Origin of the sequence: Thermopolyspora sp. NPDC052614 (assembly GCF_040678635.1) — a bacterium.
Classification (GTDB): Bacteria; Actinomycetota; Actinomycetes; order Streptosporangiales; family Streptosporangiaceae; genus Thermopolyspora.
In genome coordinates this window covers 123238-148726 of sequence record NZ_JBFATZ010000017.1, presented here as the reverse complement: position 1 = coordinate 148726, position 25489 = coordinate 123238, and the positions used below count along the sequence as shown (strand labels likewise).

Annotated in this window: 25 protein-coding genes and 2 tRNA genes; 20 read left to right on the top strand and 7 right to left on the bottom strand. The window is 71.3% G+C overall.

Annotated elements, in window-relative coordinates:
• Positions 1–71: 71 nt before the first annotated feature.
• Together cutA and AB0K60_RS29570 are read right to left on the bottom strand one after the other, a co-directional pair.
• Positions 72–302, bottom strand: a complete 231-nt coding sequence (gene cutA, locus AB0K60_RS29575) for a divalent cation tolerance protein CutA (protein ID WP_364062272.1) — start codon at positions 300–302, stop codon at positions 72–74.
• A 625-nt stretch (positions 303–927) separates the two neighbouring features.
• The gene (locus AB0K60_RS29570; protein ID WP_364062269.1) at positions 928–1689 is read right to left on the bottom strand and encodes an SDR family NAD(P)-dependent oxidoreductase; all 762 of its coding nucleotides are present in this window, start codon (positions 1687–1689) and stop codon (positions 928–930) included.
• 182 nt (positions 1690–1871) lie between these two features.
• Between AB0K60_RS29570 and AB0K60_RS29565 the strand changes: the two genes are divergently transcribed.
• The 8 genes from AB0K60_RS29565 (at position 1872) to AB0K60_RS29530 (ending at position 10333) form a co-directional block, all read left to right on the top strand.
• Positions 1872–2714, top strand: a complete 843-nt coding sequence (locus AB0K60_RS29565) for a helix-turn-helix transcriptional regulator (RefSeq protein ID WP_364062266.1) — start codon at positions 1872–1874, stop codon at positions 2712–2714.
• Positions 2715–2797: 83 nt separating this feature from the next.
• Positions 2798–3550 (top strand): DNA-formamidopyrimidine glycosylase family protein, encoded by a 753-nt coding sequence (locus AB0K60_RS29560; protein WP_364062263.1) that lies wholly within the window; start codon positions 2798–2800, stop codon positions 3548–3550.
• Positions 3547–4605 carry a spore photoproduct lyase family protein gene (locus AB0K60_RS29555; protein ID WP_364062260.1) on the top strand — a complete coding sequence of 353 codons (1059 nt, stop codon included), beginning with the start codon at positions 3547–3549 and terminating at the stop codon, positions 4603–4605. The genes AB0K60_RS29560 and AB0K60_RS29555 overlap by 4 nt, the downstream gene beginning before the upstream one ends.
• A 118-nt stretch (positions 4606–4723) precedes the next feature.
• A complete protein-coding gene (locus AB0K60_RS29550; protein WP_364062257.1) occupies positions 4724–5551 on the top strand; it encodes an alpha/beta hydrolase in 828 nt (275 codons plus the stop codon).
• A 17-nt stretch (positions 5552–5568) separates the two neighbouring features.
• Positions 5569–6483 (top strand): helix-turn-helix domain-containing protein, encoded by a 915-nt coding sequence (locus AB0K60_RS29545; protein ID WP_364062254.1) that lies wholly within the window; start codon positions 5569–5571, stop codon positions 6481–6483.
• Positions 6484–6761: 278 nt separating this feature from the next.
• A complete protein-coding gene (locus tag AB0K60_RS29540) occupies positions 6762–7673 on the top strand; it encodes an SAM-dependent methyltransferase (RefSeq protein ID WP_364062251.1) in 912 nt (303 codons plus the stop codon).
• Positions 7674–7887: 214 nt separating this feature from the next.
• Positions 7888–9771, top strand: coding sequence for a Na+/H+ antiporter NhaA (gene nhaA, locus AB0K60_RS29535; protein ID WP_364062248.1), 1884 nt, complete (start codon positions 7888–7890; stop codon positions 9769–9771).
• Positions 9772–9898: 127 nt separating this feature from the next.
• Positions 9899–10333, top strand: a complete 435-nt coding sequence (locus AB0K60_RS29530; protein ID WP_364062245.1) for a nuclear transport factor 2 family protein — start codon at positions 9899–9901, stop codon at positions 10331–10333.
• A 120-nt stretch (positions 10334–10453) separates the two neighbouring features.
• Here the strand turns inward: AB0K60_RS29530 and AB0K60_RS29525 are convergent, their stop codons facing one another.
• Positions 10454–10987 (bottom strand): hypothetical protein, encoded by a 534-nt coding sequence (locus AB0K60_RS29525; protein WP_364062242.1) that lies wholly within the window; start codon positions 10985–10987, stop codon positions 10454–10456.
• Between the two features lie 187 nt (positions 10988–11174).
• Here AB0K60_RS29525 and AB0K60_RS29520 point away from each other — a divergent pair, with 187 nt between their 5' ends.
• Positions 11175–12794 carry a phospholipid carrier-dependent glycosyltransferase gene (locus AB0K60_RS29520; protein WP_364062239.1) on the top strand — a complete coding sequence of 540 codons (1620 nt, stop codon included), beginning with the start codon at positions 11175–11177 and terminating at the stop codon, positions 12792–12794.
• On the top strand, positions 12791–13375 hold the full coding sequence (locus tag AB0K60_RS29515) for a C40 family peptidase (protein WP_364062236.1): 585 nt from the start codon (positions 12791–12793) through the stop codon (positions 13373–13375). Before AB0K60_RS29520 ends, AB0K60_RS29515 begins: the two co-directional genes overlap by 4 nt.
• Here AB0K60_RS29515 and AB0K60_RS29510 read toward each other — a convergent pair.
• Positions 13357–14142 (bottom strand): integrase, encoded by a 786-nt coding sequence (locus AB0K60_RS29510; RefSeq protein ID WP_364062233.1) that lies wholly within the window; start codon positions 14140–14142, stop codon positions 13357–13359. The genes AB0K60_RS29515 and AB0K60_RS29510 overlap by 19 nt on opposite strands.
• A gap of 256 nt (positions 14143–14398) precedes the next feature.
• On the opposite strand from AB0K60_RS29510, the gene AB0K60_RS29505 reads away from it, so the two are divergent.
• Positions 14399–17743 carry a BTAD domain-containing putative transcriptional regulator gene (locus AB0K60_RS29505; RefSeq protein ID WP_364062230.1) on the top strand — a complete coding sequence of 1115 codons (3345 nt, stop codon included), beginning with the start codon at positions 14399–14401 and terminating at the stop codon, positions 17741–17743.
• On the opposite strand, the gene AB0K60_RS29500 is transcribed toward AB0K60_RS29505, so the two are convergent.
• A complete protein-coding gene (locus tag AB0K60_RS29500) occupies positions 17707–18366 on the bottom strand; it encodes a hemerythrin domain-containing protein (RefSeq protein WP_364062227.1) in 660 nt (219 codons plus the stop codon). The two genes, AB0K60_RS29505 and AB0K60_RS29500, sit on opposite strands and share 37 nt — an antisense overlap.
• A gap of 176 nt (positions 18367–18542) precedes the next feature.
• On the opposite strand from AB0K60_RS29500, the gene AB0K60_RS29495 reads away from it, so the two are divergent.
• The 9 genes from AB0K60_RS29495 to AB0K60_RS29455 all read left to right on the top strand — a co-directional run bounded on the left by AB0K60_RS29495 (position 18543) and on the right by AB0K60_RS29455 (position 23881).
• Positions 18543–18815: a transposase gene (locus tag AB0K60_RS29495; RefSeq protein ID WP_364062224.1), complete on the top strand. Its 273-nt coding sequence runs from the start codon at positions 18543–18545 to the stop codon at positions 18813–18815.
• 55 nt (positions 18816–18870) lie between these two features.
• Positions 18871–18946, top strand: a tRNA-Thr gene (locus AB0K60_RS29490).
• Positions 18947–19118: 172 nt separating this feature from the next.
• Positions 19119–19192 (top strand) — tRNA-Met (locus tag AB0K60_RS29485).
• 79 nt (positions 19193–19271) lie between these two features.
• Positions 19272–19436: a 50S ribosomal protein L33 gene (gene rpmG, locus AB0K60_RS29480; protein ID WP_093258876.1), complete on the top strand. Its 165-nt coding sequence runs from the start codon at positions 19272–19274 to the stop codon at positions 19434–19436.
• Positions 19437–19642: 206 nt separating this feature from the next.
• Positions 19643–20092, top strand: a complete 450-nt coding sequence (locus AB0K60_RS29475; protein ID WP_364062220.1) for a MaoC family dehydratase N-terminal domain-containing protein — start codon at positions 19643–19645, stop codon at positions 20090–20092.
• A 1-nt stretch (position 20093) separates the two neighbouring features.
• Positions 20094–20522 (top strand): MaoC family dehydratase, encoded by a 429-nt coding sequence (locus AB0K60_RS29470; protein WP_364062217.1) that lies wholly within the window; start codon positions 20094–20096, stop codon positions 20520–20522.
• 90 nt (positions 20523–20612) lie between these two features.
• Positions 20613–21716 carry a hypothetical protein gene (locus AB0K60_RS29465; protein ID WP_364062214.1) on the top strand — a complete coding sequence of 368 codons (1104 nt, stop codon included), beginning with the start codon at positions 20613–20615 and terminating at the stop codon, positions 21714–21716.
• Between the two features lie 19 nt (positions 21717–21735).
• Positions 21736–22803 carry a UDP-N-acetylmuramate dehydrogenase gene (locus tag AB0K60_RS29460; protein ID WP_364062211.1) on the top strand — a complete coding sequence of 356 codons (1068 nt, stop codon included), beginning with the start codon at positions 21736–21738 and terminating at the stop codon, positions 22801–22803.
• A 505-nt stretch (positions 22804–23308) separates the two neighbouring features.
• Positions 23309–23881 (top strand): TMEM165/GDT1 family protein, encoded by a 573-nt coding sequence (locus tag AB0K60_RS29455; RefSeq protein WP_364062208.1) that lies wholly within the window; start codon positions 23309–23311, stop codon positions 23879–23881.
• A gap of 442 nt (positions 23882–24323) precedes the next feature.
• Here AB0K60_RS29455 and AB0K60_RS29450 read toward each other — a convergent pair whose 3' ends face one another.
• Complete coding sequence (locus AB0K60_RS29450) at positions 24324–25043, bottom strand: CHAP domain-containing protein (protein ID WP_364062205.1); 720 nt, start codon at positions 25041–25043, stop codon at positions 24324–24326.
• Between the two features lies 1 nt (position 25044).
• Positions 25045–25206: a hypothetical protein gene (locus AB0K60_RS29445; RefSeq protein ID WP_364062202.1), complete on the bottom strand. Its 162-nt coding sequence runs from the start codon at positions 25204–25206 to the stop codon at positions 25045–25047.
• Positions 25207–25489: the final 283 nt, after the last annotated feature.

Here is a 25489-nt window from a genome sequence, read left to right as displayed (position 1 = left end):
GGCCCAGTCCTCCACTTTCAGCACCCTCCAAGATCTCGGAGGGGGGTTAACTTTCAAAGTACCCCAGGGGGTCAGCTTTCAAGATCCGGCGACACAAGGTCCCCGAAGCGATCGGCAGTCGTCTTCATCAGCAGGAACCACTCCTCCGCCCGCTGAACCTCACCACCCCACCGATAGGTAGACGAGATGGGCGCAACCACCTGAGCACAGGCGGCCAGACGCCGAGCCACGACCCTGGAACAGATGGCGTCGGCCTCCGCTCGCACGCTTGTCGTTACGCGCACCTCGATCAGATCTGCCATTACAGCTCCGCAGATGTCGTCGTGGCCGCAAGTAGCCGTGTCCCTCTAACTGGGCGGCTTGAACGCGGCCAAGAGATCTTGGGCTTCCTCATTATCGAGGTGAAGCGCATCCGCCAACTCCAACTTAGCCAGCTCGTATTTCTTCCTGGCCTCACGCTCCCGAGCAGTTGGGCGGCGACGAACGCGGGAATGGAGGACGGGGCGATCCAGGCGAAGGTGTCGGAGAAGCCCTGACGATGTCAATCCATGTACTGATGCATCTGGGCCAACACACTGCTTCGACGGTCAGGACACCGCGTCATCACAGGCATGCATCTACGCCTATCGGTCGTACGCCACCACCGGCCCCGAGGCCGTCGGGCACATCCGACGCGCCCAGCGGTTCCTCCCGGCCGGAGGCGACGACGCGACCCGCGCATGGTTGCTCGCCCGCAAAGCCGAAGAGCCGGCGCACTCGGCGACGGCCAGGCGGTCGAGCTCTCGCAGGGAGCCGAGGAAGCCCACAGCCGAGCTCGGTCCCACCGAGAGCGCGCATGGACCCGCAGTATCGACGCCGCGCGCATGGCGGGCCGCCTTCTAGCTCTCGACCGTACGGGGTCGAGGGGGCGCTACCTGCGGCCGAGGCTTACTGACGGCCTGGCAGCGTGGCGAGCGCTCGTGACCGCTGGGCGACCAGGTCGGCGTAGGTGCCGTCGCGCTCGGCCCACCGGTGCATTAGCACGCCCTTGACGAGGATCTCGTGGGGGGTGGGGTTGGCCTTGAGTAGGTCCATCACCTCGGTGGCGAAGTCGGCGAGGGGGAGTGCGGCGGGGTTGAGTTGCGTTTGCTCGGGCGTGGTGGCGACAGCCGGGGGAATGAGCTCGGATACCTCGACGCCTGTGCCGTTCAGTTGCGCGCGCAACGCCTCGGTGTAGGCGTGTACGGCGGCCTTTGACGCCCCGTAGGTCGGCATGAGCGGGAACGGTAGGAAGCCGATGCCCGAGCTGACGGTGATGATGGTGCCGGTACCGCGCCCGACCAGGTGCGGGGTGAACGCGTCGATGACGCGGATGGTGCCGAGGAGGTTGGTGTCGATTATTTGCTGCGCGGCACTGAAGTGTGCGGGATCGCGTAGGTCCTCGCGGGTGCCGATCCCGGACATCGTCACGATTGTGTCGAGGCCGGGGTGGCTGCCGAGGATTGTGTCGCGGGCATGGGCGACGCTGTCCTGGTCGGTTACGTCGATGCGGACGGTGTCGAATCCCTCGGTCGCGAGCCGGTCGAGCAGGTCGGCTCGCCGGCCGCCGATGATGACGGAGCTTCCGGCCGCGGCGAAGCGTCGAGCGAGTTCGAGACCGATTCCCGAGGTCGCGCCGGCGATGAAGACGGTGCGGTTGGCGATGTCCATTTATTGCTCCTGGTCAGGACGGGATGGGTCAGCGACGAAGCCGCTGGCGCGGTCGTGGGTGACGGTTCCGTGCGGCGGCGTCTTCAGTGTTGATTCGTTCACTCGGCCACGGCAGTGCCCCCGTTTTCCGGGGTCCTGTCAGGGCCACCCTTGGGGGGAATGCCCGAAATACGATGGCGGGTGTGAGCGACGACAACCGCGCGAACCTGCTCGGCGGCTACCTTCGTGCCCGGCGGGCGCTGGTCACCCCGCAGCAAGCCGGGCTTCGGCCGGGGCCGAACCGGCGCGTTCCGGGGCTTCGCCGGGAAGAGGTGGCCATGCTTGCGGGCATCAGCGCCGACTACTATCTGCGGCTGGAGCGTGGACGCGACAAGAATCCGTCGCCGCAGGTGCTCGAATCCCTCGCGCGCGTCTTGCAGCTCGATGAGGTCGAACAGGAGTACCTTCTCAGCTTGGCCGCCGCGCGCCCCAGGCACCGGAGGCGTAGGAAGCCCGAACGGGTTCCCCCACGGTTGCACCAGCTCCTGGCGAGCGTACAGATTCCGGCCTTTGTGGAGGGGCGCGCGTTTGATGTGCTCGCGTCCAACCGGCTCGCGGTCGCGCTCTCTCCGCGTCTGCAGCCCGGGTACAACCGTTTGAGGTCGCTGCTGCTCGATCCCGAGGAACAGGCGTTTCAGCAGGACTGGATGCGCTCGGCCGAAGGGTTCATCGCCGCCTTCAGAAAGTCGGCGACGGACGACATCGACAATCCGCGGTTCGTGGAACTGGTGGGGGAGCTCTCCCTGTCGAGCGAGCTGTTTGGAACGCTCTGGGCGCGCCACGACATCCGCACCCTCGACGGCGGGACCACCACCGTGAACCATCCCGTCGTCGGCGAGCTGCGCCTGCACCGCGACAAACTGCCCGTGGACGGCCTGCTCCTGGTGCTTTACTACGCTGATCAGGGCAGCGAGAGCGACGAGAAGCTCCGCCTCCTGGCTTCCATGGCCCACACGACGCTGGCGCCGACGGATGTCGGCGCGTAACCGGCCGCGCCGGGCAGCACCTTGACATTTACGACGACATTCACGATGCGCGTCGGTGCAGGTCACGGGGTAGTTCATCGGGCATGCCGGAAGGACATCTCATCCATCGTCACGCGGCCGAGCAGCATGCGGACCTCGCCGGGCGGGCGGTGCGGGCGGCCGGGCCGCAGGGGCGGTTCGACGCGCGGCCGTGGGATGGGCGGGTGCTCACCGGGGTGGAGGCGATCGGCAAGCATCTGCTCTACCACTTCGAGGATGCGCCCATCGTGCATGTGCATTTGGGGATGCAGGGGCTTTTTCTGCGGTACGACGACCCCGGTACGCCGTCGCGGCGTGGGACGCGGCTGCGGCTGGCGACCGACGAGGTGGCGTACGACCTCATCGCGCCGGCGCGGTGTGAGGTGATGTCTGCGGCCGAGGTGGCCGCGTTGCGCGGGTCGCTTGGGCCCGATCCGCTGCGTGCGGACGCCGTACGGGATGAGGCGGTCGTGCGGCTGACCGGCTTCAACGGGCCGGTGGGCGCGGCCGTGCTCGATCAGAGGGTCTGGTCCGGGATCGGGAACGCCTGGCGGGCCGAGTTGCTCTTCCTCGCCGACCTGCATCCGGGGGCTCGTGGCCTTGGGGCCGGGGCCGCCGGGAGGCTGTGGGACATCGCGGTCGAGTACCTCGCCCTCGGCAGGGACGCCGGGCAGGTGGTGAGTGATCCGGACGCGCCGTCCGAGCGGTGGGTGTATAAGCGCGAGCACTGCCGCAGGTGTGGCGCACCCGTCCTGACCTGGCAACTTGCTTCCAGGACCGCATATTGTTGTCCCATGGACCAGCCGGAGCGGCAGTGAGTGCGCTCCTCGACATTCGGCGCGTCTACGCGGAGCCGGAGGCGGCCGCGCTGCCGCGCGGGCGCGAGATTCTCGATCGTTTTCCTGGGGCCGAGATCGTCGAGATCGAGAGTCACCATCGCATTCCCGAGTTGTACGGGGATGAGGTTAATGTGGCGCGGTGGGTGCGGATCAAGACCGAGGCGCTCGTGCTCGGGATCAAGAAGTCGCTGACCGCGCGTCCCAACGGGCGTTCGGCCGACTTCATCGCCCCGTCGACGGCGAACGGGTGTGCGATGGCCTGCGCCTACTGTTACGTGCCGCGCCGCAAGGGCTACAGCAATCCGATCACGGTGTTCGCCAACATCGAGAAGATCAGCGGTTATCTGCGGCGGCACGCGGGCCGTCAGGGCGACAAGCTTGAGCCCAACCAGGTCGATCCTCGTCTCTGGGTGTACGACATCGGGGAGAACTCCGACTGCTCGGTCGACGCCATGATCTCGGAGAATGTGCGCGACCTGGTGGAGCTGTTCCGCGGCCTGCCGAACGCCAAGGCCAGTTTCGCCACCAAGTACGTCAACCGGGACCTGCTCGACTGGGACCCGCGAGGGCGTACGCGTGTCCGCTTCAGTCTCATGCCCGCCGCCGACGCCAAGCTGCTGGACATCCGTACGTCGCCGATCGCCGAGCGCATGGCCGCCATCGACGACTTCGTGGCGGCCGGGTATGAAGTGCACGTCAACCTGAGCCCGGTGGTGGTGCGGGACGGCTGGCTGGAGGACTGGGCCGAGTTGTTCGAGCGGCTCGACGACGCGTTGTCTCCCGAGGCGCGTGCTCAGCTCGCCGCCGAGGTGATCTTCCTTACCCACAACGAGCGGCTCCATGAGATCAACCTGGGGTGGCATCCGAAGGCGGAGGAGGTGCTCTGGCGGCCGGAGCTCCAACAGGCCAAACGGTCCGAGACCAGCGGCCGGAACGTGCGCTACCGGACCGGTCAAAAGGGGCGATACGTCGCCGCCCTCACCGGCCTGCTCGCCGCCAAGCTCCCTTACTGCCGGGTCCGGTACGCGTTCTGAGGCCGCTCGCCGGTGAAAGCGCCGGTCTCCGGCATGCCGGGCATGGGCATGGGAATGCGTGCCGGGGCGCGACATTTGTCCAAGACCGAGGTACGGCGGTCCGCGCATCATGCGTGGCATGAGGAAGCACGCGACCAAGCACGGGCATCGGATGCATGTGGTCCACGACGGTTCGCGGCAGGCGCCGCCGCTGCTGCTCATCCACGGATCGGGGGCCTCGGGCGGCTTCTGGAAACCGATGGTCCCGGCGCTCGCCGAACGCCATCACGTGATCCGGATCGACCTGCCCGGCTGTGGGCAGTCCCCACCCGCGTCGTCGTACGAGGTGCCCATGCAGGCGGCACGGGTGGCGGCGCTGCTGGACGAGCTCGACCTTCGTCGCGTCGCCGTGGCCGCGCACTCCAGCGGCGGCTACATCGCCACCGCGCTTGCCGAGCAACGCCCCGACCTGGTGAAGTCGATCACGCTGATCAGCAGCGGGCCCGGCCCGGACGCGTTCCTGCCGGAGCCGCTCCTCCTGCGGATCCTGCTCGCGCCGCCGCTCGGCCCGCTCCTGTGGCCGCTGCGTTCGAACGCGATGATCCGTGGCGGAATCCAGGCGACGGCCGCGGGCCCGGTGGACGTGCCGGACGAGGCGGTCGCCGGTATGCGGGCCATCAAGTACCGCGCTCTGCGGACGACGCTTCGCCGGAACATGGAGTACATCGCCGAGCGGAGCCTGCCCGAGCGGCTCGCCGCCCTCGACGTCCCCGTGCTGGTGATCTTCGGCGACGCCGACCCCCGCTGGGAGCCGTCCTCGGCGCACCGGTACGGCGCGGTGCCGGGCGCACGGGTCGAACTGCTGCCCGGCGTCGGGCACACCCCCATGCTGGAGGCGCCCGAGCCGACCGGCAAACTGGTGCTGGACTTCACGGCGACGGCGGGCGCCCCGCCCCGTGACACCTGAGATCTAGACTGGTCACCGTGCCGTCGATCGAGGCACCACCCGACTGGACGCGGGTGGACGTCGCAGTCCCGCGCCCGGAGATCCGGCTGCCGGGGATCCGCATGGCCGGGTTTCACCAGCGCGTTCCCGACCTCGTGGACATCGCCATGATCGCGCATCCCTCCGTCACCCTGATCATCGACCTGAGCGACGGCGAGGGCATCGTCTACGACGTCGACGGCCGACGGGAGCGCGGCAGCGTCGTCGTGGGCCTGCTTCCCGGCCGGTTTCGCGTGGTCGGCCGCGGTGTCGGCGCATGCCTGCAGATCCGGTTGGAGCCGGCCGCGGCGGCCGCGGTCTTCGGCGCGGCGGCCGACCTCGGCGCAACGGCGGTGTCCCTCGCCGACGTCTGGAGCCGTGACGCGGGACGAGCCGAGGCCAGGCTGCGCGCGGCCGCGTCGTGGGACGAACGGTTCGCGATCGCGGCGGCCATGCTCGGCCGACGACTGCACGCACGCGCGTCCGCCGATCCGGAGGTGATCCACCTCTGGCGCCGGATGCGCGGCCTGCGGGGACGCGTACGCGTCGAGGGCCTGGCGGACGAGGTCGGCTGGAGCCGCAAGCGCCTGTGGTCGCGCTTCCGCTCCCAGCTCGGCGTCAGCCCCAAGCGGGCCGCCCGCCTGATGCGGTTCGATCACGCGGCCCACCTTCTGGCGGCGGGGCACGCCGCCGCGAGCGTCGCCGCCGAGAGCGGCTACGTCGACCAGTCCCACCTCCACCGCGAAACCAGGACGTTCGCCGGGCTCACGCCCGCGGCCGTGGCCGCCGCGCCGTGGCTCGCGATCGACGACGTCGCGTGGCCGACGTCGCTACCGGGCCGCCGTCCATGGCGACGGTCGTACGGCGACGTGCCGAGGAACTCGTCGGCCACCCACTCGACTTCGGCAGACTAGGGCGAGGACGAGGATCGGCGGGACGATCATGTGTCTCGGGCCAGACCAAAATCATCTCGTCCATCGGCTGTCCACGACGAATATCCCGAGATGGTCGCTTTGAGTAGATTGCGGAGGGCTGTGGCGGGCTTTCCAGACGGTCGCTTTCGTCGGAATCGTCTGTTGGGTCGGCAATAATGGGGCAAAGGATTTCGGGGCCGTGGGGGCCACGGAAAGGGCCGGTACGCGGGAGGCCATCGTGGCCGGGAGCCCCTCGTGGGCGGCGAGGAGGTTCGTTCGTGTCGAAGAGTGAAACCGGCGGCGAGAATTCGGCGAACGCCGTACCGGGTGGGCCGTCTCCGCAGGGCACGGGCGAGCAGCCGCCGCCGGACATCGACACCTCCACGCCGCACGTGGCGCGGATGTACGACTACTTCCTCGGCGGGAAGAGCAACTACGCCGCCGACCGTGAGGCGGCCGAGCAGATCATCAAGGTCATGCCGCAGGTACGGAACGTGGCCCGGGTCAACCGGCGCTTCCTGATCGACTCGGTGCGGTGGCTCGTCGAGACGGCCGGCATCCGGCAGTTCATCGACATCGGTTCGGGGCTGCCCACCCAGCAGAACGTGCACGAGGTGGCGCAGAGCATCGACAAAGACGTCCGGGTCGTGTACGTGGACAACGACCCGCTGGTGCGGGTGCACGCCGAGGCGCTGCTGGCGACCACGCCCAACACCACCGTCATCGAGGGCGACCTGCGCGACCCGCGCGCCCTGCTGGAGCGGCGTGAGCTGCGCGAGCACATCGACTTCTCCCAGCCGGTCGCGCTGCTGCTGGTGGCCGTGCTGCACTTCATCGACGACACCGACGAGGCCGCCCGGATCGCCTCCACCCTGTACGACGCCCTGCCCTCGGGGTCGTACGTGGTCCTCTCCCACGCCACCACCGCCGAGAGGATCAAGGGCGCCCAGCAGGAGGCCGTCGCGGTCTACAACCGCGCCAACTCCGGGATCACCCTGCGCTCCCTGGCGGAGGTCGCCCGCTTCTTCGAGGGGCTCACCCCGGTGGGCACCGGCCTCACGTACCTAGCCGACTGGAGCCTCGGCGACCCGCCGTCGCCGACCCGGCGAGACGACGGCGTCGTCCCCCTCGACCCGTCCACCCTCAGAGACATCCCCGGGGTGTGCGGCGTCGGCCGCATCGACCGCTGAGTCCCGGTCGCGATCGAGCGGTTCTGATCGGCTGCCCCGCTCGGGCGGCCCTGCCGGGCGGGTGAGCCGCGCGACTCGTCGTCCGGCCACGGCCGGGAACGCCCGCCGTGTGGCGCTCATCGTGGCCGGTGTCACGCCAGCGCTCGGAAAACATTCACGAACCGGGGCGTTTTAGGCTCTAGGTCCGGGCGATGGCGAACATGGCGGGTTGCGAATGGCGTTGCGCATCAACAGGCAGGCGGATTCGGAGACGCGGGCGGGGAAGGCGGCGCTGCTGGCGCAGCTCTCCGGGCCGGTGCGGCGCTTCATGGGCACGGAGGCGGGGAGCGCGGGGTTGCTGCTCGCGGCCACCGTGCTGGCCGTGGTGTGGGCGAATTCGCCCTGGTCCGGGCTGTACGAGGCGCTGTGGGCCACCAAGGCATCGGTGTCGTTTTCCGACGCCGGCCTGGAGATGAACCTCGGGCACTGGCTGAACGACGGCCTGATGGCGCTGTTCTTCTTCGTCGTCGGGCTGGAGGTGCGGCGGGAGTTCTCCATCGGCGAGCTGACGAACCCGCGGCGCGCAGCCGTCCCGATCGTGGCCGCGCTCGGCGGGATCCTCGTGCCCGCGCTGACGTACCTGTCGATCGCGCCGGGGGGCGAGGCCACCGGCGGATGGGGGGTGGTCATCGGGACGGACACCGCGTTCATGCTCGGCGCGCTCGCGCTGGTGGGGCCGAGGTTCGCCACGCAACTGCGCATGTTTCTGCTGATCTTCACGGTGATCGACGACATCGTGGCGGTGAGCGTGATCGGGCTGGTCTACTCCGAGGAACTGCACTGGCCCGCGATCGCCGCCATGGTGGTGCTGTGCGGCGCGATGGCGCTGCTGAGCCGCCTGCGGGTGTGGCGGGCCGCGCCGTACACGATCGTCGGGGTGGCGCTGTGGCTGGCGACCCATGCGTCGGGGCTGCACGGGACGATCGCCGGCATGCTCGGCGGCCTGCTGATCGCGGCGCGCGCCCCCGCCCGGGACCAGGTGGAGAGCGCGGCCCGCAGCTTCCGCGCCTTCCGGCAGTCGCCGCTGGTGGATGTGGGACGGTCGGCCCGGCTTGAGGTGGAGCGGGCGGTCTCGGTGAACGAGCGGCTGCAGGTGATGCTGCACCCGTGGGTCAGCTACCTCGTGGTGCCGCTGTTCGCGCTCGCCAACGCGGGCGTCGATCTGCGCGGCGGGGTGCTGGGGCAGGCGCTGACCTCGCCGATCACCTGGGGAGTGGTTCTCGCCCTGGCCGGCGGCAAGCTCGTGGGCGTCGGCGGGAGCGCCCTGATCGCCTCCCGACTCGGGCTGGGCAACCTGCCGCAGGGGGTGGGGCCCGGGCACGTGCTCGGCGGCGCCGCGTTGTCGGGGATCGGGTTCACGGTCTCGCTGCTGATCGCCGGCATCGCCTTCGCCGACCCGGTGATGCATGACGAGGCGGTCGTCGGGGTGCTGCTGGCCGCGGTGATCGCGACCCTGCTGGGATGGCTGGTGTTCTGGGCGTACGCGACCTTCAAGGGGCAGGTCGACGCGGATCTGCCCCGGGTGCTCGACCGGCCGGTCGAGGTGGGCGTCGATCACATCAGGGGTCCCGTGGACGCGCCGTACACGCTGGTCGAGTACGGCGACTTCGAGTGCCCGTTCTGCGCCCGGGCCACCGGCGTCACCCGTGAGCTGAGAAAGCGCTTCGGCGACGACCTGCGGTACGTCTTCCGGCACCTGCCGCTGCCCGACGTCCACCCGCACGCCGAACTGGCCGCCCGCGCCGCGATCGCGGCCGACCTGCAGGGGCGCTTTTGGGAGATGCACGACGAGATGTTCGGCCACCAGGATCAGCTCGAGTACGAGGACCTCGCCGGCTACGCCGCCAAGATCGGGCTGGACGTCGAGAAGTTCCTGCGCGACCTCGGCTCCGACGAGACCGCCGAGCGGGTGCGGGCCGACATCGCCAGCGCCGAGGCGAGCGGCGCCCGCGGCACCCCGACCTTCTTCGTCAACGGCCGGCGCCACACCGGGGCCTTCGACGCCGAGACCCTCGCCCGCGCGCTCGAAAGCTCCCACAGCGAGGCGGACAGGATCTGACGCCGGAGGGCCGTCGAGTACGGCTCGCCGCTCGCCGGGCCGAGGTGGATAGGGCTTTGACGGTGCCCTGCCGTGCCTCTAAACTCCGTACGACGTAAACATAATACTGCGTACGGAGATGAGGCGCATGGAAGCGGCCCCCGTGGCGGAGCCCTACGTCCCCACCGACGAGGACCGGGCGAGCGTGGAGGCGTGGTTCCGCGAGTACGACGCCTTGGCCGCGAAGGCGGACATCGAGCGACTGGCCGACATGGCCGTCTTCCCGCTCAACGTGGTGAGCGACGACTCCGCGGGCGAGGGGGTGGCGGCCCAGTGGACGCGCGAGCGGTACGTGGAGACGATGGCGCAGGTCATGGGAGGCGGCGGGGACGTGCGGATGGAGTCCGTCCGCACCCCGCACTTCCTGTCCGCCGGCCTCGTCGTCGTGATCACCGAGGCGACGATGACCTGGGAGGGCGGCAGCACGCGGACGCGGTACGCCGATCTGCTGATCAAGAACGACGGTAAGTGGAGGTTCCAGACCATGGTGCAGTCCGGCTGGGGCGACAACCTCCGCTCCTGATCGCCGGAAGGGTTCGAACAGGCGAAAAAGGGGCGCGGGCAGAACGGTCGTCCGTCCTGCCCGCGACTGATATGGACATGGCCCGCCGAAGGGCTCGGCGTCCTACTCGAAGCAGACGTCCTACTTGAAGTAGACGTACAGGGACTTCCAGGAGCCGGCGTAGAGGCAGTTCAGCGAGGGCTTGGCGGCCTTCGGCTCGGAGCAGACCTTGAGCTCGACCTGGTAGACGTTCTTGAAGTCGAAGGCGATGTCCTTCGCCTTGCCGTACTTGCAGGTGGTGAAGGTGCGCAGGGTGTTCGGCACGCCGCCCTTGCCGTCGCCGTAGGAGACGCGGAAGACGGCCCAGCCGCAGCCGTTGCCCTTGAGCGTCCGGTCGACGACCTTGCCGCGGACCTTCACCAGCGAGGTGGGCTCGCTCGGGTCGTTCTTCGGGGCCGCCCAGATCGTGCCGTAGGCCTTGGCCTTGCGGCCGGGAGCGTAGTAGACACCCCAGTTCTTGGCGGCCGAGGTCTCGGCGGTGACGGCGGCGGTGTCGGCGTGGGCGGCGTTACCGGTGGCGGCGTGGGCGGTGGCGGCGTGGGCGGTGGCGAGGGGGGAGAGGGCGAGGGCGCCGGCGACGAGGACGAGTCCGGTGAGGGTTCGAGTGCCGATCATGGGGGTGTTTCCTTTTCTTCCTGGCTTGGCAGTAGTGTGTGCCGGGCCTCTTTCACGCTCCTTGACGGCGCATTGCAGGCCGATGGCGACGCCTTGCAACGGACTGACGAACCGGCCGAGGTGGCCTGACTGGTTATGTTGTGGTAATTCCGCTTACGTTCCGCAGTGCCGTACGTAGGATGGCCGGATGGCTGCGAGCGGGGGCGTTCTTTACGCCGGGAACGGGACCGACCAGCGGCCCGAGGCCGCGCGGCGACTGGTGCCGCCGATGCCGGACAAGCCCGTGTGGGGCTGGCTGGGCGCCGTGGTCGTCGCGCTGTTCGGGGCTGTCCTCCGGTTCGTCGCGCTGGACCGGCCGTGGGCCGTCATGTTCGACGAGACGTACTACGCCAAGGAGGGCTACTCCCTCCTCCGGTACGGCGTCGCCCGCAAAACGCTGGGCACGGCCGAGGACCCGATCGCCGACCGCCGCCTGATCGCCGGGAACACCGACATCTTCGTCCAGTGCGCGCCCGAGCACACCGCCGACTGCGCCGACTACGTCGTGCATCCCCCGCTCGGCAAGTGGATGATCGCCGCGGGGGAGTGGCTGTTCGGCGTCACCCCCTTCGGCTGGCGGTTCGCCGCGGCCCTCGCCGGAACCCTGTCGATCCTGATCCTCGTCCGGGTCACCCGCAGGATGACCCGATCGACCCTGCTGGGGTGCCTCGCCGGATTCCTGCTCGCCCTCGACGGCCTGCACTTCGTGCTGAGCCGGTCCGCGCTGCTCGACATCTTCCTGACCTTCTGGGTGCTGGCCGCGTTCGCCTGCCTCATCGCCGACCGCGACCGCACCCGCCTCCGCCTGGGACGCCGGGTCAGGCCCGACGGCCCCGACACCGGCCCGACGATCGGACCGCGCCCGTGGCTGATCCTCGCGGGGCTGTGCCTGGGCGCCGCGGTCGCGACGAAGTGGAGCGGCGGCTACTTCCTGATCGCGTTCGCCGTGCTCGTCCTGATCTGGGACGCGGGCGCGCGCCGCGCCCTGGCCGTGCGACGCCCGTACGTCGGCGCGGTGACCCGCGGCGGGCTCGGCCTGGTCGCCGCCCTGGGCCTGCTGCCCGCCGCCGTCTACCTGCTGAGCTGGACGGGCTGGTTCGCCTCCGACGGCGGCTGGGGACGCGACTGGGACCGGGCCACCGCGCAGGGGCCGGTGCACTTCGTCGTCGACTCGATCCGCTCGCTCGCCGCCTACCACCGCGAGGCGCTGGCCTTCCACACCGGCCTGTCCTCGCCGCACGACTACGAGTCCCAGCCGTGGTCGTGGCCGTTCCTGCTGCGGCCGGTGCCGTTCTTCTACGAGTCGAAGCGGACCTGCGGCGTCGAGTCGTGCTCGCAGGAGGTGCTCGGCGTCGGCACCCCGGTCATCTGGTACGCCGGGATCCTCGCCCTGATCGTCATGATCGCGTGGTTCGCGGCCACCCGGGACTGGCGGGCCGGCACCGTGCTGCTGGCGTACGCGGCGGGCATCGGGCCCTGGGTCTACTTCGCGATCGCCGACCAGCGCACGATGTTCATCTTCTACGCCCTGCCCTCGCTCCCCTTCATGATCATCGCGCTCGCGCTGACGGCCGGGCTGATGATCGGGCGGGTGTCGCTGACGACCCGCAGGCTCTTCGGCGCGTCCGCCGTGGGCGCGTTCGCCCTGCTCGCCGTGATCAACTTCTGGTGGCTGTATCCGGTGTTCTCCGCCGAGTCGATCCCGTACCAGGACTGGTACAACCGGATGCTCTACCGCAGCTGGTACGACGTCGGGGCGAAGCAATGACGACCGTGCGGCGCCGGCGCGCGGTCCTGGCCGTCGTCCTGGCGACGGTGCTGGTCGGCGCGGCGGGATCGACGCGAATCCGCGGCGGGGAGCTGCCGAGGGCGGTCACGATCGCCTACGAGATCATGCTCGGGTACCCCGCGCCCGACTGGCCGGGCGGGCGCGTCCCCTACTCCTGGGGCGGCGGGCACGCCTCCGCGCCGGGGCCGTCCACCGGAACGTGCCAGGGCTACCGCGGCTCGGTGCAGCCCTGCCCGGCCGAGGCGACCGTCGGGCTGGACTGCTCGGGACTGGCCCGGTGGGTGTACCGGCTGGCGTTCGGGCGGGACGTGCTCGGCCCCGGCAACACCGACGACCACATCCGCCTGCTCCGGCGGGTGCCCGCGCACCTCGCGCGGCCCGGTGACCTGGTCTTCTTCGGTACGGCCAAGCGCGGCAGGCCGCGGACCAGCCATGTGGGGATCTTCATCGGCGGCGGGAGGATGATCAACGCGTTGCGTACGGGTACGCGCGTCCGCGTGGACCGCCTCGACGCCGTGAAGGGATTTATCGGATATTTCCGTTACGACGGTTCCCAGTAGGCCACCGTGGCATCGTCGTGCACCGTCGCCCGCGGCCACCGCTCACCGGTCCTGTCCGCCTCCTCGGCGGCCCTGACGTGCCGGATCGCCTCCCGCGCGCCATGCCTGGCCAGCAGCGCCAGCAACTGCCGCCAGGACGCCAGCTCGAACCGATCGACCAGCCGGGCCGCGCCGTCCGACAGCAGCGCGACCGCCCGCACCTGGTCGAGCGGCACCGAGCCCGTCAGCGCCTGGTCGGCCGCGAGCGGGTCGATCGAGGCCACCCAGTAGTCCCGGTCGCGGTGCCCGCGCATCGCCTCCTGGTAGTCGCGCAGGGCCCGCGCGTGCTCGGCCGTACCGGCGAGGGGGGACTCCGCCGCCGAGCGGTAGAGATCGGCCACCAGGTCCACCCGCTGGTCGGAGATGACCAGCGGCTCGGGCACGCCCACGTCCAGCACGATCACCGCGTCGGCCAGCACGAGGAACTCCACCGCGTCGCAGGTCCTGCGCATCATCACCACCGACGCCGCCGGGGCGCCGGGCCGGGTCAGCTCGCAGGTGAAGTCGTGCAGCGAGGTGACGTGCTTGATCGCCCGGGAGAGGATCTGGGTGAGCGGCCAGGAGGACTGGGACAGCTCGCTGAGCAGCACGGCCCCGAGCGAGCGCACGTACCACGGCACGCCGTGCGAGCAGCCGGAGCGCTGCCCCGGGGACGGCCCGGCGCCGTCGAGCAGGACGATCGCGTCCGACGTCGCCGCCACGAAGTCCTCGTTCTCCCTGCCTTTCACGCCCGGTGCCCTACCGCCCGGTGGATCATCCGGGGCGTCCCCGTTGGCCCCGCGTGGGTAGGTTCCCCTCGGTGCCGCCTCGGTCGCCAGGCTCACGTGCATTGGTCCTCCTGATGCAGGCCCCCTTCCGCACTCTCTGGTTGCCCAGTTGATACCGATAGATGTCAATAAACGGCGGCAAATACTGATTGCGACTTATGCCCTTATGCTCGGGTGCCGTGGTGCGTTTGCGCGTTCTCGGTCCCCTGCGGGGGAGGTGGTCGGCGCGCCCGCCGACCTCGGCCCGGCGCGGCAGCGCGCCGTCGTCGCCCGGCTGGTGTGCGCCGGGGGTCAGGTCGTGTCCACCGACCGGTTCATCGAGGACCTGTGGCGGGGCCAGCCGCCGCCGAAGGCCCTGGCCACCCTCCAGGTCTACATCTCCAACCTGCGGCGGGCGCTCGAACCCGATCGGCGGCCCCGCACCCCCGCCACCGTCCTGGTGAGCGCCGCCCCCGGCTACCGGCTCAACCTCGCCGCCGAGGACGTGGACGCCTGGCGGTTCCGCGCCCTGGCCGAGGCCGCGTTCGCCGAGCGGGACCCGGCGCGCGCCGTCGCCGCGCTCGACGAGGCGCTCGGCCTGTGGGAGGGGCCCGCGTACGCCGAGTTCGCCGCCGAGGAGTGGGCCGCGCCCGAGGCCGCCCAACTGGAGGAGCTGCGCCTGGTCGCGCTGGAACGCCGCGCCGAGGCCGCGCTGGAGCTGGGCCGCCACGCCGAGACCGTCCCCGACCTGGAGCGCCACGTCGCCGACCACCCGCTGCGGGAGAACGCCACCAGGCTGCTCGCCCTCGCCTACTATCGCTCCGGCCGCCAGGGCGACGCGCTGGCGGCGCTACGCGCGGTCCGCTCCGCGCTCGCCGACGAGCTCGGCGTCGACCCGGGGCCCGCGCTGCGCGCGCTGGAGGCCGACATCCTCGCCCAGGCCCCGTCGCTGCAGCTCGCCGCGGCCCCGCGCACCGCCCCGCCCCCGCCGTCCGCGCCGTCGCCGCCGCTGACACGGACGCGAATGCCTGCGGACGCCGCACCGCCGCCGCCCGCAGTCCCCCGCGCCGACTCCACGCCGGCGTCCCCCGGGCTGATCGGCAGGACGGGCGAGATCGACCGGTTGGAGGGCGTTGCCGGCCAGGCCACGGCCCACGGCTTCCGCGTCGTGTGGCTCGGCGGCGAGGCGGGCCTGGGCAAGAGCGTCCTGGCCGAGGAGATCGCCAGGCGGCTGCGCGGCAAGGGCTGGAACGCGGCGACCGGGCGGTGCCCCGAGACCGACGGAGGCGCGCCGCCCGCCTGGGCGTGGAGCGAGATCGTGCGCACCCTCGCCGAGACCTGCCCGATCCGCCCGGACCTGCACGAGCGGCTCGCCCCCCTGCTCGACGACGAGGCGGCGGGCGAGGGCCGGTTCGCCGTCGCCCGCGCCATCGGCGAGTACCTGCAGGACGTGGCCGCCGCCGGGCCGCTGCTGATCGTGCTTGAGGACCTGCACCGCGGCGACGAGGAGACGCTGCGCCTGCTGCGCCACCTGGCGGTCCAGCTCGCCGCCGCGCCGCTGCTCGTGCTCGCCACCCACCGCCCCACCGAGACCACCGACGGGCTCGCCGCCACCTGGGCGGCGCTCGCCGGCGCGGTCGCCGAGCACCTCCCGCTGCCCGGACTGACCACGCAGGAGGTGGCGCTGCTGCTGCGGGAACGTTCCGGAACCGCCGTGGACGACGCCACCGTCGCCAAGGTCGCCGAACGCACGGGCGGCAACCCGCTGTTCGTCCGCGAGATCGCCCGGGTGCTCGCCGTCGAGGGGCTGGCCGCGGCCGGGGCGCTGCCGCCCGGCGTACGGGATCTCATCCGGCGGCGCGTCGCCCGCCTCCCCGCCGCCGCGCAGACCATGCTCAGGCACGCGGCCGTGCTCGGCCGGGACGTGGACGCCGACGTCCTGATCGCCATGCACGACGAGGACGAGGAGGGCGTGCTGACCGGCCTGGAGGCGGGCGTGGTCACCGGCCTGCTGACCGAGCCGCTGCCCGGCCGGGTGCGGTTCACCCACGTGCTGGTCAGGGAGACCCTGTACGAGGACATCCCGCGGCTGCGCCGCTCCCGGCTGCACGCCAGGGCCCTGGCGGCGGTGGAGCGGGTACGGCCCGGCGACGTGGCCGCGCTCGGTCACCACGCCCTCGCCGCCGCGACCACGAACACGGCGGGCAAGGCCGTCGAGTACGCCGCGAAGGCCGCCGCCGAGGCCGCCCGCATGTACGCCCACTCCGAGGCGGCGGCCCTGTTGGAGGGCGCGCTCACGGCGCTCGGCCTCGCCGCGGGCACGCCCGCCGAACGGGAGCGGGACGACCGCGTCCGGCTGGACCTGCTGTGCTCGCTGACCTCGTCCCGGGGCCACGCCGGAAACGTGCACGGCGCGCTGGAGGCCAGGGCCGAGGCGCTGGCCGTCGCCCGGCGGCTGGGCGATCCGGGGCTGGCCGCACGGGCGCTCACCGCGTACGACGCGCCGGTGACCTGGACCCTTAAGCCGCTTAACCAGATGGACGAGGTCATCGTCGCCGCCCTGCGGGAGGCGCTCGACGCCGCCCATGACGACGCGACCCGATGCCGCCTCCTCGCCGCGCTCACCTTCGAGCTGGAGGGCCTCAAGGCCGAGGACTGCGAGACGGCGTCGGCGGAGGCGCTCGACATCGCGCGCCGGATCGGCGACCCGGCGCTGATCTGCCTCGCCCTCAACGCCCGGTACTTCCTCGTGCTCGCCCCCCGCCGCCGCGACGAGCTGGAGGCGATCGGGCGAGAGCTGATCGAGCTCGGCGCGGCGGCCGGCATGCCCGGATACCAGATGCAGGGCCACCACGCGCTGTTCATGGTCAGCCTGGGACGCTGCGACCTCGCCGCGGCCCGCCACCACGCCGACCGCGCCCTGGAACACTCCACCAGCGGCCAGCTCGGCCTGACCCTGATGATTTTGTCCTATCTCGACACGCTGAACCTGGTGATCAAGGGGGAGTTCGACCGGGCCGAACGGGCGTACACCGAGGCGGCCGACCGGATGCTGCGGGCCGGCGCGGTGAACGCCGTGCCGATGGGCGTGCTGGGCCGGATGATGGTGCGCCTCGCCCGGGGCGGGGGCGGCGAGTCGCTCGCCGAGCTCCGCATGATGTACGAGATCGCCCCCGCGGGGGTCGCCGACTTCCTCGCGCGGGTGCTGGTGGCGGCCGGGCGCCTCGACGAGGCCCGGGACGTCTGGCTGCCGCGCCGGGTGCCGCAGGAGGACTACTACTGGCTGCTGCGGTACGCCCTGCGCGCCGAGGTCGCGGTCGCCCTCGGCGACAAGGAGACGGCGCGGGACTGCTACGCGTTGCTGCTGCCCTGGGAGCGGGAGCTCGCCGGGCTGCACAGCGGCTCGGTCACGGCCGGGCCGGTGGCGCACACGCTGGGGGAGGTCGCCGAGCTGCTGGGCCGTGCCGACGCGGCGGCCGGGCACTACGCCGTCGCCGCCGAGGTCGCCCGGGCCGTCGGGTCGCCGCACTGGGAGCGGCGGGCGCGTCAGGCGTCGGAGAGGCTGCCGAAGACGAGCCGGTGACGCCGCCGGAAGCCGCGGCGGAACAGGGCCATCAGCGCGGCCAGCACCGGACCGGCCGCCCTGCGCAGCTCGGCGAGCTCCTCGGGGCGGGCGTAGCGCTCGATCCGCGGCAGCTCGAAGCGTATGTCGCCGCCGCGGCGCACCTCGGCCTCGAGCCTCTCCCAGTCCTCGACGGAGACGTACGCGTCGATGATCGGGAAGATCGTGCGCTCCTCCTCCTCGATGTGCTCGTCGAGCAGGTCGGCCAGCTCGCCCAGGGACTTGGCGAGGCGGGGCGCGGCCGTACGGTCGCGGGCGAACAGCCGGGCCGTCTCGGTGATCTCGTCGAGCAGCGGGTCGAGCTGGCCGTGGTCCTCGGTGAGCTCGCTCAGGTCCACGATCGCCCCGGCCGCGCGCTCCAGGATCGGCCACAAGCTGTTGTCCTCCAGCGTGTGGTGGTGATGGATGCCCGCGCAGACCTTCGCGACGTACTCGGCGACGGCCTCGGCGCGGGCCTGGTCGCACGGGTCGGTTCCGTCGGCGACGGCGGCGATCGCGTGAGCGAGCAGGCGGGTGTCGCCGCGCATGGTGCGGTGGGCGCAGCGGAAGCCGATCAGGTTGGGGCGGGCGTCGGTTTTGGACATGGGTCTCCCTCGTGGGTCGGGCCCGGCCCGGTCGGCCGGGGCTGCGGTGTGGAACCACGATGCGGGAGCGGTCTTAATCAGGACTTGGGCGTCACTAGGAGCCATACCAAGCCTGAATGGCGAGACTCGGGATGTCTTGGGTGGCTGTTGGGGAGAAACGCATAGTCTGTGTCGGTATGGACGTGCGATGGGTGGGACCCGACGGGTACGAGGTGGTGCCCGGGGTGCTCGACGGACGTCAGGTGCTGCGGGTGCGCCGGCACGGCCGGCCCGTCGCGGACTGCCGCTCGGTGGAGGAGGTCGCCCGGCTCGTCGACCTGGCCGAACTGTGCGAGGTCGTGACGCTGCGCCCGGCGGCGGCCGCCGAGCCGCCGACGCGGGCGAAACCCGAGGTCGGGCCGGGTCCGGACGAGCCGGTCCCGGGCGGGGACGTATTTGATTTCGCGTAGTGGGCGCGGTCCGTGTATGGTTACACCTGTCCGGGGCGCGAAGCCCGCAGGACAGGCCCCTTTAGCTCAGTCGGCAGAGCGTCTCCATGGTAAGGAGAAGGTCTACGGTTCGATTCCGTAAAGGGGCTCCACGTCCGGAGGGTCTACTTGAACGGTGATTCGAGTGGGCCTTTTGGCGTGAGCGGGGGCTCCGGGGCGTTCCCGGATGTGGATCCCAGCCGCGATCGGTCGGCACCAGCGCCGTGCTGGAAAGCTGTTCGGGTCGGGTATCCTAACCAGGCCGGTAGGCTTCACCGGCCCCAAGGCGGAGTAGCTCAGTCAGGCAGAGCAAGCGGCTCATAATCGCTGTGTCGCCGGTTCAAGTCCGGCCTCCGCTACTACCCTTCCTGATCACCCGTCACGGGACGATCAGGTTTGGGTTGTCCATGTGTCCCGAATCAGAAAGGCACTCCCCACGTGGCTGCCACAGACGTTAGGCCGAAGATCACGCTGGCCTGCCAGGAGTGCAAGCACCGCAACTACATCACGCGGAAGAACCGGCGGAACGACCCCGACCGGCTCGAGCTGAAGAAGTACTGCCCGAACTGCAAGCGCCACCAGCCGCACCGCGAGACCCGCTGACCCGATTCGCGAACCGGCGGAGCCCCTCGCGGGTGGACGCCGGTTTGTCGTTCGCGGACAGATCCGCTCGCCAGATCTTGGCGGGCGCGGGCATCCGGCGACATCCCGTCCCTCGGCTAACGTTCTCGTGAACGAGACCGGGCCGAACGTTGTTCTGTAACCGTCGGCCTCGTCAAATGCCGAGTTCACGAGGGGGCACCGACACGATGGCCTTGAATCGGGACTTCATCGGGCGCAGCTATCCGTGCGCCGCGCCGTACGAGGTGTCCAGGGTGAAGATCAGGGAGTTCGCCGCGGCGATCGGCGACGACAACCCCATCTACCTGGACCGGGAGGCGGCGAAGGCCGCCGGACACCCCGATGTGGTCGCCCCCCCGACGTTCCCCATCGTGTTCACCCTCGCCGGAGCCGGCGAGGCCCTCGCCGACCCCGACCTCGGCCTCAACTTCGCCATGGTGGTCCACGGCGAGCAGCGCTTCGAGTACCGCCGCCCCATCTACGCCGGCGACGAGCTGCGGCACACCTCGATGATCAGTGAGATCCGCAGCGTGGGCCGCAACGAGTTCCTCACCGTGAAGAGCGAGGTCACCGCCGCCGACGGGGAGCTGGTCTGCACGACCTACAACACCATCGTCGAGCGCGGAGGGGCCGCCTGAGATGACCGCGACGATCAAGTACGACGAGGTCGAGGTCGGCCAGGAGATCCCCGCGGTCGACTATCGCGTGCGCCGGGTGGACCTGGTCAAGTACGCCGGCGCCTCCGGCGACTTCAACCCCATCCACTGGAACGAGCGCTTCGCCAAGGCCGTCGGCCTGCCCGACGTCATCGCCCACGGCATGTACACGATGGCCCAGGGCAGCCGCTTCGTCACCGACTGGGTCGGCGACCCCGGCGCCGTGCTCGACTACGGCGTGCGCTTCTCCTCCATGGTGGTCGTCCCCGACGACGAGGAGGGCGCCGTCATCACCGTCAGCGGCGTCGTGGAGAGCAAGCTCGAGGACAACAAGGCCGTCATCGTCCTCACCGCCAAGTCCGGCGGCTCCCGCGTGCTCTCCAAGGCCCGCGCGGTCGTCCGGCTCGCCTGACGATCACGGCCCGCCGCCCCGCCCCGCCTCCCGCCTGCGAAGACGCCCGGACCAGGGCTAGCCGGCGGCGCCGTGGGTAGCGGTGCGGACGTGAGCGAACCGACCACCCACCGAACCACCCAACCACCCACCCAACCACCCACGCACGTGCGCGGGCTCGCCGAGCAGCGGGCCCGGGCGCGGGCCGACCGCGACTACGCCCAGGCCGACGTGCTGCGCGCCGCGATCGAGGAGGCGGGCTGGCTGGTCCGCGACACCGACGAGGGCTTCGAACTCGCCCCCAAGCCGCCGTTCCCCGTCTGGCCCGCCGTCGCCTCCCTGCCCGTCCCGGCGCTCGCCGAAGACAGGCGGGACGAGCCCGGGCGTACCGGCCGCAAGGAGAACGCCGCAGCCGCCGTCGGCACCGAGGAGACGGTCGCCGCCCAGGTGCTCTGGGACGGCAGCCTGGCGACGTCGCGGATCAACGAGAGCGTCGACGTCGCCGGGGCCGGTCACGCGACCGAGGCGACCGACCGCGTCACCGTCGGGCTGATCATCGACGGCCGGCCGTCCGACGTGCGTAAATGCGTCGACGGCATCGTGGCGCACACCGACGCCCGGATCCTCGCCCTCGACCTCGGCAACATCGACGGCGCGGGGACCGTGCTGCACGAGCTCGCCGCCAAGCACCCGGGCCGGATCGACGACTGGCACGTGGCCGAGACCCCGCACTGGCGCGGCGGCACGGCCGGCTGGGGCGCCGCCCGCACCAAACTGCTGCACATGGACGACGCCGACGTGCACGTCGTCATGGAGACCTCCACGATCCTCGACGGCGACGCGCTGACCCCCTTGGCCGAGGCGCTGACGGGGGATGTCGTCGCGGCGGGCTGGCGGGGCGTCGATCCCGGCGAGGACGGCCACGACTGGCACGACGCCGGCCCCGGCGAGGTGCGGGCCCTGCTCGGCCACCTTTTCGCCGTACGCCGCGACCGCGCCCTGGAGGCGGGCGGCTTCCCCGCCGAGGCCCGCTACCACCGCAACGCCGACCTGGAGTTCTTCCTCGGCCTGCCCGGCCGCAAGATCGTCCCGGCCACGGGCCTGCCGGTGCACGCCGAGCGCCACTGCGGCCACGAGGACGTGGATCCGGGCTACCGCGACCGCGAGTCCCGCCGCACCTACGACCGGGTCCTGAGCCTGCTGCGCACCGCCTGACCCCCTAGGCTGGACGTCCGTGGAGCGACGATCAGAGGGGGTACGGCTCGCGCCGTACACGACACTGCGCCTCGGCGGACCGGCGAAGGCGTTCGCGGAGGCGGCCACGGCCGAGGAGATCGTGCGCCTGGTGGCCGACGCCGACCGGGCCGGCGAGCCGGTGCTGGTGCTCGGCGGCGGCAGCAACCTGGTGCTCGCCGACGACGGCTTCGACGGCCTGGTCGTCCGGGTCGCCTCCACCGGCGTGACCGTCGTGGAGGACGGCGGACGGGTGCTGCTCACCGCCGAGGCGGGGGAGGACTGGGACGCCCTCGTACGGCGATGCGTCACCGAGGGCTGGTCGGGCGTCGAGTGCCTGTCCGGCATCCCCGGCCTCGTCGGCTCCACCCCCATCCAGAACGTCGGCGCCTACGGCCAGGACGTCTCCCAGACGGTCGTGAGCGTGCGCGTCTACGACCGGCGACGCGCCGACGTGCTCGACCTCCCGGCCGCGAGCTGCGGCTTCTCCTACCGCCACAGCGCCTTCAAGGACGCCCTCGACCGCTACGTCGTGCTCGCCGTGACGTACGCCCTGGAGCGCTCCCCGATGTCCGGCCCGATCGCCTACGCCGAGCTGGCCACCCGCCTCGGGGTGACGCTCGGCGACCGCGTGCGCCTCACCGAGGCCCGCACGGCCGTGCTCGAACTGCGCCGGAGCAAGGGCATGGTCCTCGACCCGGACGACCCGGACACCTGCAGCGCCGGCTCGTTCTTCACCAACCCCGTGCTGACCGCCGCCGAGGCCGCCGACCTGGAGGCGCGCGTTCCCGGCTACCCGCGCTGGGAGATGGGGGAGGGCGCGGTGAAGGTCCCCGCGGCCTGGCTGATCGAGCACGCCGGCTTCCCCAAGGGCTACCGGCGCGGCCCGGTCCGCATCTCCACCAAGCACACCCTCGCCCTCACCCACCCGGGCGGACGCGGCGGCGCGCACGACCGCGCCACGACCGCCGACCTGCTGGCCCTGGCGCGGGAGGTCCGCGACGGCGTGGAGGCGAAGTTCGGCGTCCGCCTGGTCAACGAACCGGTCATGATCGGCGTCACTCTCTGAGCCCGCGCTGACCCGGTGACCTGGGCATATGGGGCCGAAATCGCCTCCGGCCGGGCTCTGCGGCCCTGCGGGGGGCGACCGATGCCGCAACGAGCCGGCACCCCCCGACGGGGCCGCCAACCGGCGGCCGACCTTCTGGTGCCGTCAGGCGCCGTTGGTCGCGGCGGGACTGCGACCGGGGCGGAGGTCGGTCATATCGGCAGTGAACCGCACCTTCTCGGACGGCATTCGCCGGGCTTTACCCATGCCCGGGGAATCCTCGCCCGGCGGGGGATGTTAGTTTCAGAGAACACCGAAGGGGAGTAGTCCCAATCGCGTGATCGACATACTGGCGCCGGGCCGTACCAAGGCCGGGCGCCCGGTCACGCGGGCCCGCACATGGACGGGCGGACGAGACCTTCGGCCTGGCAACGTACGCAAACGCTGCCGGGCCGAAGCCGTCGTGCCCGAACACTCCCCGGGGCGTCGTCGAGGCCCGGCCGCACCCGATGGAAGGGCGCCCCCGGTGGAAGCTTTCTGGATCAGCCTGGCCGTGATCTTCGTGGCCGAACTCGGCGACAAGAGCCAGCTCATGGCGATGACCTTCGCCCTGCGGTACCGCCCCCTGCTCGTGATCACCGGCATCACGATCGCGACGACCGTCGTGCACCTGTTCAGCGTCGCCCTCGGCGGCGTGATCGGCGAGGCGCTGCCCACCACGGCGATCACCATCGCGGCGGGCGTGGCGTTCCTCGGCTTCGCGCTGTGGACGCTGCGCGGCGACGAACTGAGCGAGGACGAGTCCTCCAAGGCCACCCGCGCCACCGGCAGCGCCCTGCTCGCCGTGAGCACGGCGTTCTTCCTCAGCGAGCTCGGCGACAAGACCATGCTCGCCACGATCACCCTCGCCACGCGACACGGCTGGCTCGGCACCTGGATCGGCTCCACCGTCGGCATGGTCGCCGCCGACGCCCTCGCCATCCTCGCCGGCACCCTGCTCGGCCGTCACCTGCCCGAGAGGTTCGTCCGGTACGGCGCCGCCGCCGCCTTCGCCGTCTTCGGCGTCGTCCTCATCGCCGAGGCGCTGGGCGCGGTATGAGGCCCGACGGCCCGAACGGATGAGAACGCGCCGATCAGCCCGAGAGGCGACCCCGGCAGTGCCCTGGCGGCGAACGCGGGGCATGCCGGGACGTGCAGGCGGCCGTGGGCGCGGCCTGCGTCTCGGGGACGGTGAAACGCCCGGCGACGTACAACGCGATCAGGCGGCGAGGTGAGCGGTCGCCCCATCACGCCGACGCGATCCAGGCATGCTCGACGATGCCCTTGTCCCGATGTCCTTGCCCGGAGCCCCTGTCCCGGAGCCGACCGCCCGAAGACGACGACCGCGCCGACGGCGGGCCCCTTCAGCGGCCACGGCCATGCCCGCCGAGCCACGAGGCGCGGCGCCGGCCCGGCGGGCGTGCGGGCCCGCCGGGCCGTGGCCGGTATCAATGGCCGGTATCAATGGGCGATATCGATGGCCGGCGTCGACGCCGCGCGGCTCAGTGCACGGAGAGCAGGACGGGCCAGGTCTGTGGCCCGACGACGCCGTCGACCTCGATGCCCGCGGCCTTCTGCAGGTCGCGGATGCCCATGGAGTGGGCCGGGGTGAAGGTGCTGTCGCTCACGCCGGCCAGTCCCGGCACGTTTCTGGCGATCATCAGGTAGTGCATCGTGCGCACGTGCTGTCCCTGGTCGCCCTGCCTGAGCAGCGGGAGTTCTCTCACGATGGCCTCCGTCCAGCTTTCGGTCTCCCCGTAGTCCGGGTTCCAGAACCCGGCGATCACCGACGAGTCCCGGACCCGTCGCTTGCACGCGTCACCGGTGTTGCCCTCGATCGTCTGCACTCGGCCGTCGCCGAGGTTCCGCTCGACGATGCCGATGTGATCGATCCGGCCGATGGAGTCGGTGCCGCCCCAGTCGAAGAACACCAGCGCGCCGGGACGCGCGAACTGTTTGATCCTCGCGGCGGTCCCCGGATGCCAGCGGCCCAGCTTCTCGCCGTCCTGCGCGTGCCACACGGTGTAGGCGCGATCCCCGTTCGGCAGCACCGCGGCGGCGTTGTCGGAGTGCCGCGCCCAGTAGGTGACGGCCATGTCGCACCAGGGCGCCTCCAGGAACTCCGAGCCGTGCCGGGCCGCGTACCAGCGGGTGATGTGATTCGGCCGCCCCGACAGGCCGAGGTCGTCGCTCGCCCGGGCCACCATCTTCTCCGCCGTCATGTCAGGTCCTCCGTCCGTTGGGCCTTCGCTCGTAGACGCCGGTCTCCGGGTTGAGGACGTAACCCAGCGAGACCAGGACCTGCTCCTCGTCCGGCTCGGTCGGGCCCCAGTCGTGGATGTCCACGGCCTCCGCCACGAGTTCCGCTTCCGATCTCCTCGTCATGATCATCCTTTCGGTCGGCACGCGACCTGGTACGCCGGGAACACGGAAGACGAATCGGCGAACGCAGGCCGCGATCTGCTCGCCAAGAAAAGGCACACGGGCCATCGGCTCCAGCGGCCGGGCGTCCGCACGGCGGCACCCCGGCGCGCCGCGCGATGGCCTCGAAACGGCCCCGGCACGAACACGTGCCTCAGCGGCCACCGTGCCCCCGCCGAATGCCCTTATCCCCCAAGTCCGATGAAGTCGGGTTCAGAAAGAATTGGGCGGACTGCACGAGTCAACC

What these genes read in the sequence shown, in the direction of transcription:
- cutA (WP_364062272.1), bottom strand. Translation starts at nt 302, where the DNA reads ATGGCAGATCTGATCGAGGTGCGCGTAACGACAAGCGTGCGAGCGGAG.
- AB0K60_RS29570 (WP_364062269.1), bottom strand. Translation starts at nt 1,689, where the DNA reads ATGGACATCGCCAACCGCACCGTCTTCATCGCCGGCGCGACCTCGGGA.
- AB0K60_RS29560 (WP_364062263.1), top strand. Translation starts at nt 2,798, where the DNA reads ATGCCGGAAGGACATCTCATCCATCGTCACGCGGCCGAGCAGCATGCG.
- AB0K60_RS29550 (WP_364062257.1), top strand. Translation starts at nt 4,724, where the DNA reads ATGAGGAAGCACGCGACCAAGCACGGGCATCGGATGCATGTGGTCCAC.
- nhaA (WP_364062248.1), top strand. Translation starts at nt 7,888, where the DNA reads ATGGCGTTGCGCATCAACAGGCAGGCGGATTCGGAGACGCGGGCGGGG.
- AB0K60_RS29530 (WP_364062245.1), top strand. Translation starts at nt 9,899, where the DNA reads ATGGAAGCGGCCCCCGTGGCGGAGCCCTACGTCCCCACCGACGAGGAC.
- AB0K60_RS29525 (WP_364062242.1), bottom strand. Translation starts at nt 10,987, where the DNA reads ATGATCGGCACTCGAACCCTCACCGGACTCGTCCTCGTCGCCGGCGCC.
- AB0K60_RS29520 (WP_364062239.1), top strand. Translation starts at nt 11,175, where the DNA reads ATGGCTGCGAGCGGGGGCGTTCTTTACGCCGGGAACGGGACCGACCAG.
- AB0K60_RS29515 (WP_364062236.1), top strand. Translation starts at nt 12,791, where the DNA reads ATGACGACCGTGCGGCGCCGGCGCGCGGTCCTGGCCGTCGTCCTGGCG.
- AB0K60_RS29500 (WP_364062227.1), bottom strand. Translation starts at nt 18,366, where the DNA reads ATGTCCAAAACCGACGCCCGCCCCAACCTGATCGGCTTCCGCTGCGCC.
- AB0K60_RS29495 (WP_364062224.1), top strand. Translation starts at nt 18,543, where the DNA reads ATGGACGTGCGATGGGTGGGACCCGACGGGTACGAGGTGGTGCCCGGG.
- AB0K60_RS29475 (WP_364062220.1), top strand. Translation starts at nt 19,643, where the DNA reads ATGGCCTTGAATCGGGACTTCATCGGGCGCAGCTATCCGTGCGCCGCG.
- AB0K60_RS29470 (WP_364062217.1), top strand. Translation starts at nt 20,094, where the DNA reads ATGACCGCGACGATCAAGTACGACGAGGTCGAGGTCGGCCAGGAGATC.
- AB0K60_RS29450 (WP_364062205.1), bottom strand. Translation starts at nt 25,043, where the DNA reads ATGACGGCGGAGAAGATGGTGGCCCGGGCGAGCGACGACCTCGGCCTG.
- AB0K60_RS29445 (WP_364062202.1), bottom strand. Translation starts at nt 25,206, where the DNA reads ATGACGAGGAGATCGGAAGCGGAACTCGTGGCGGAGGCCGTGGACATC.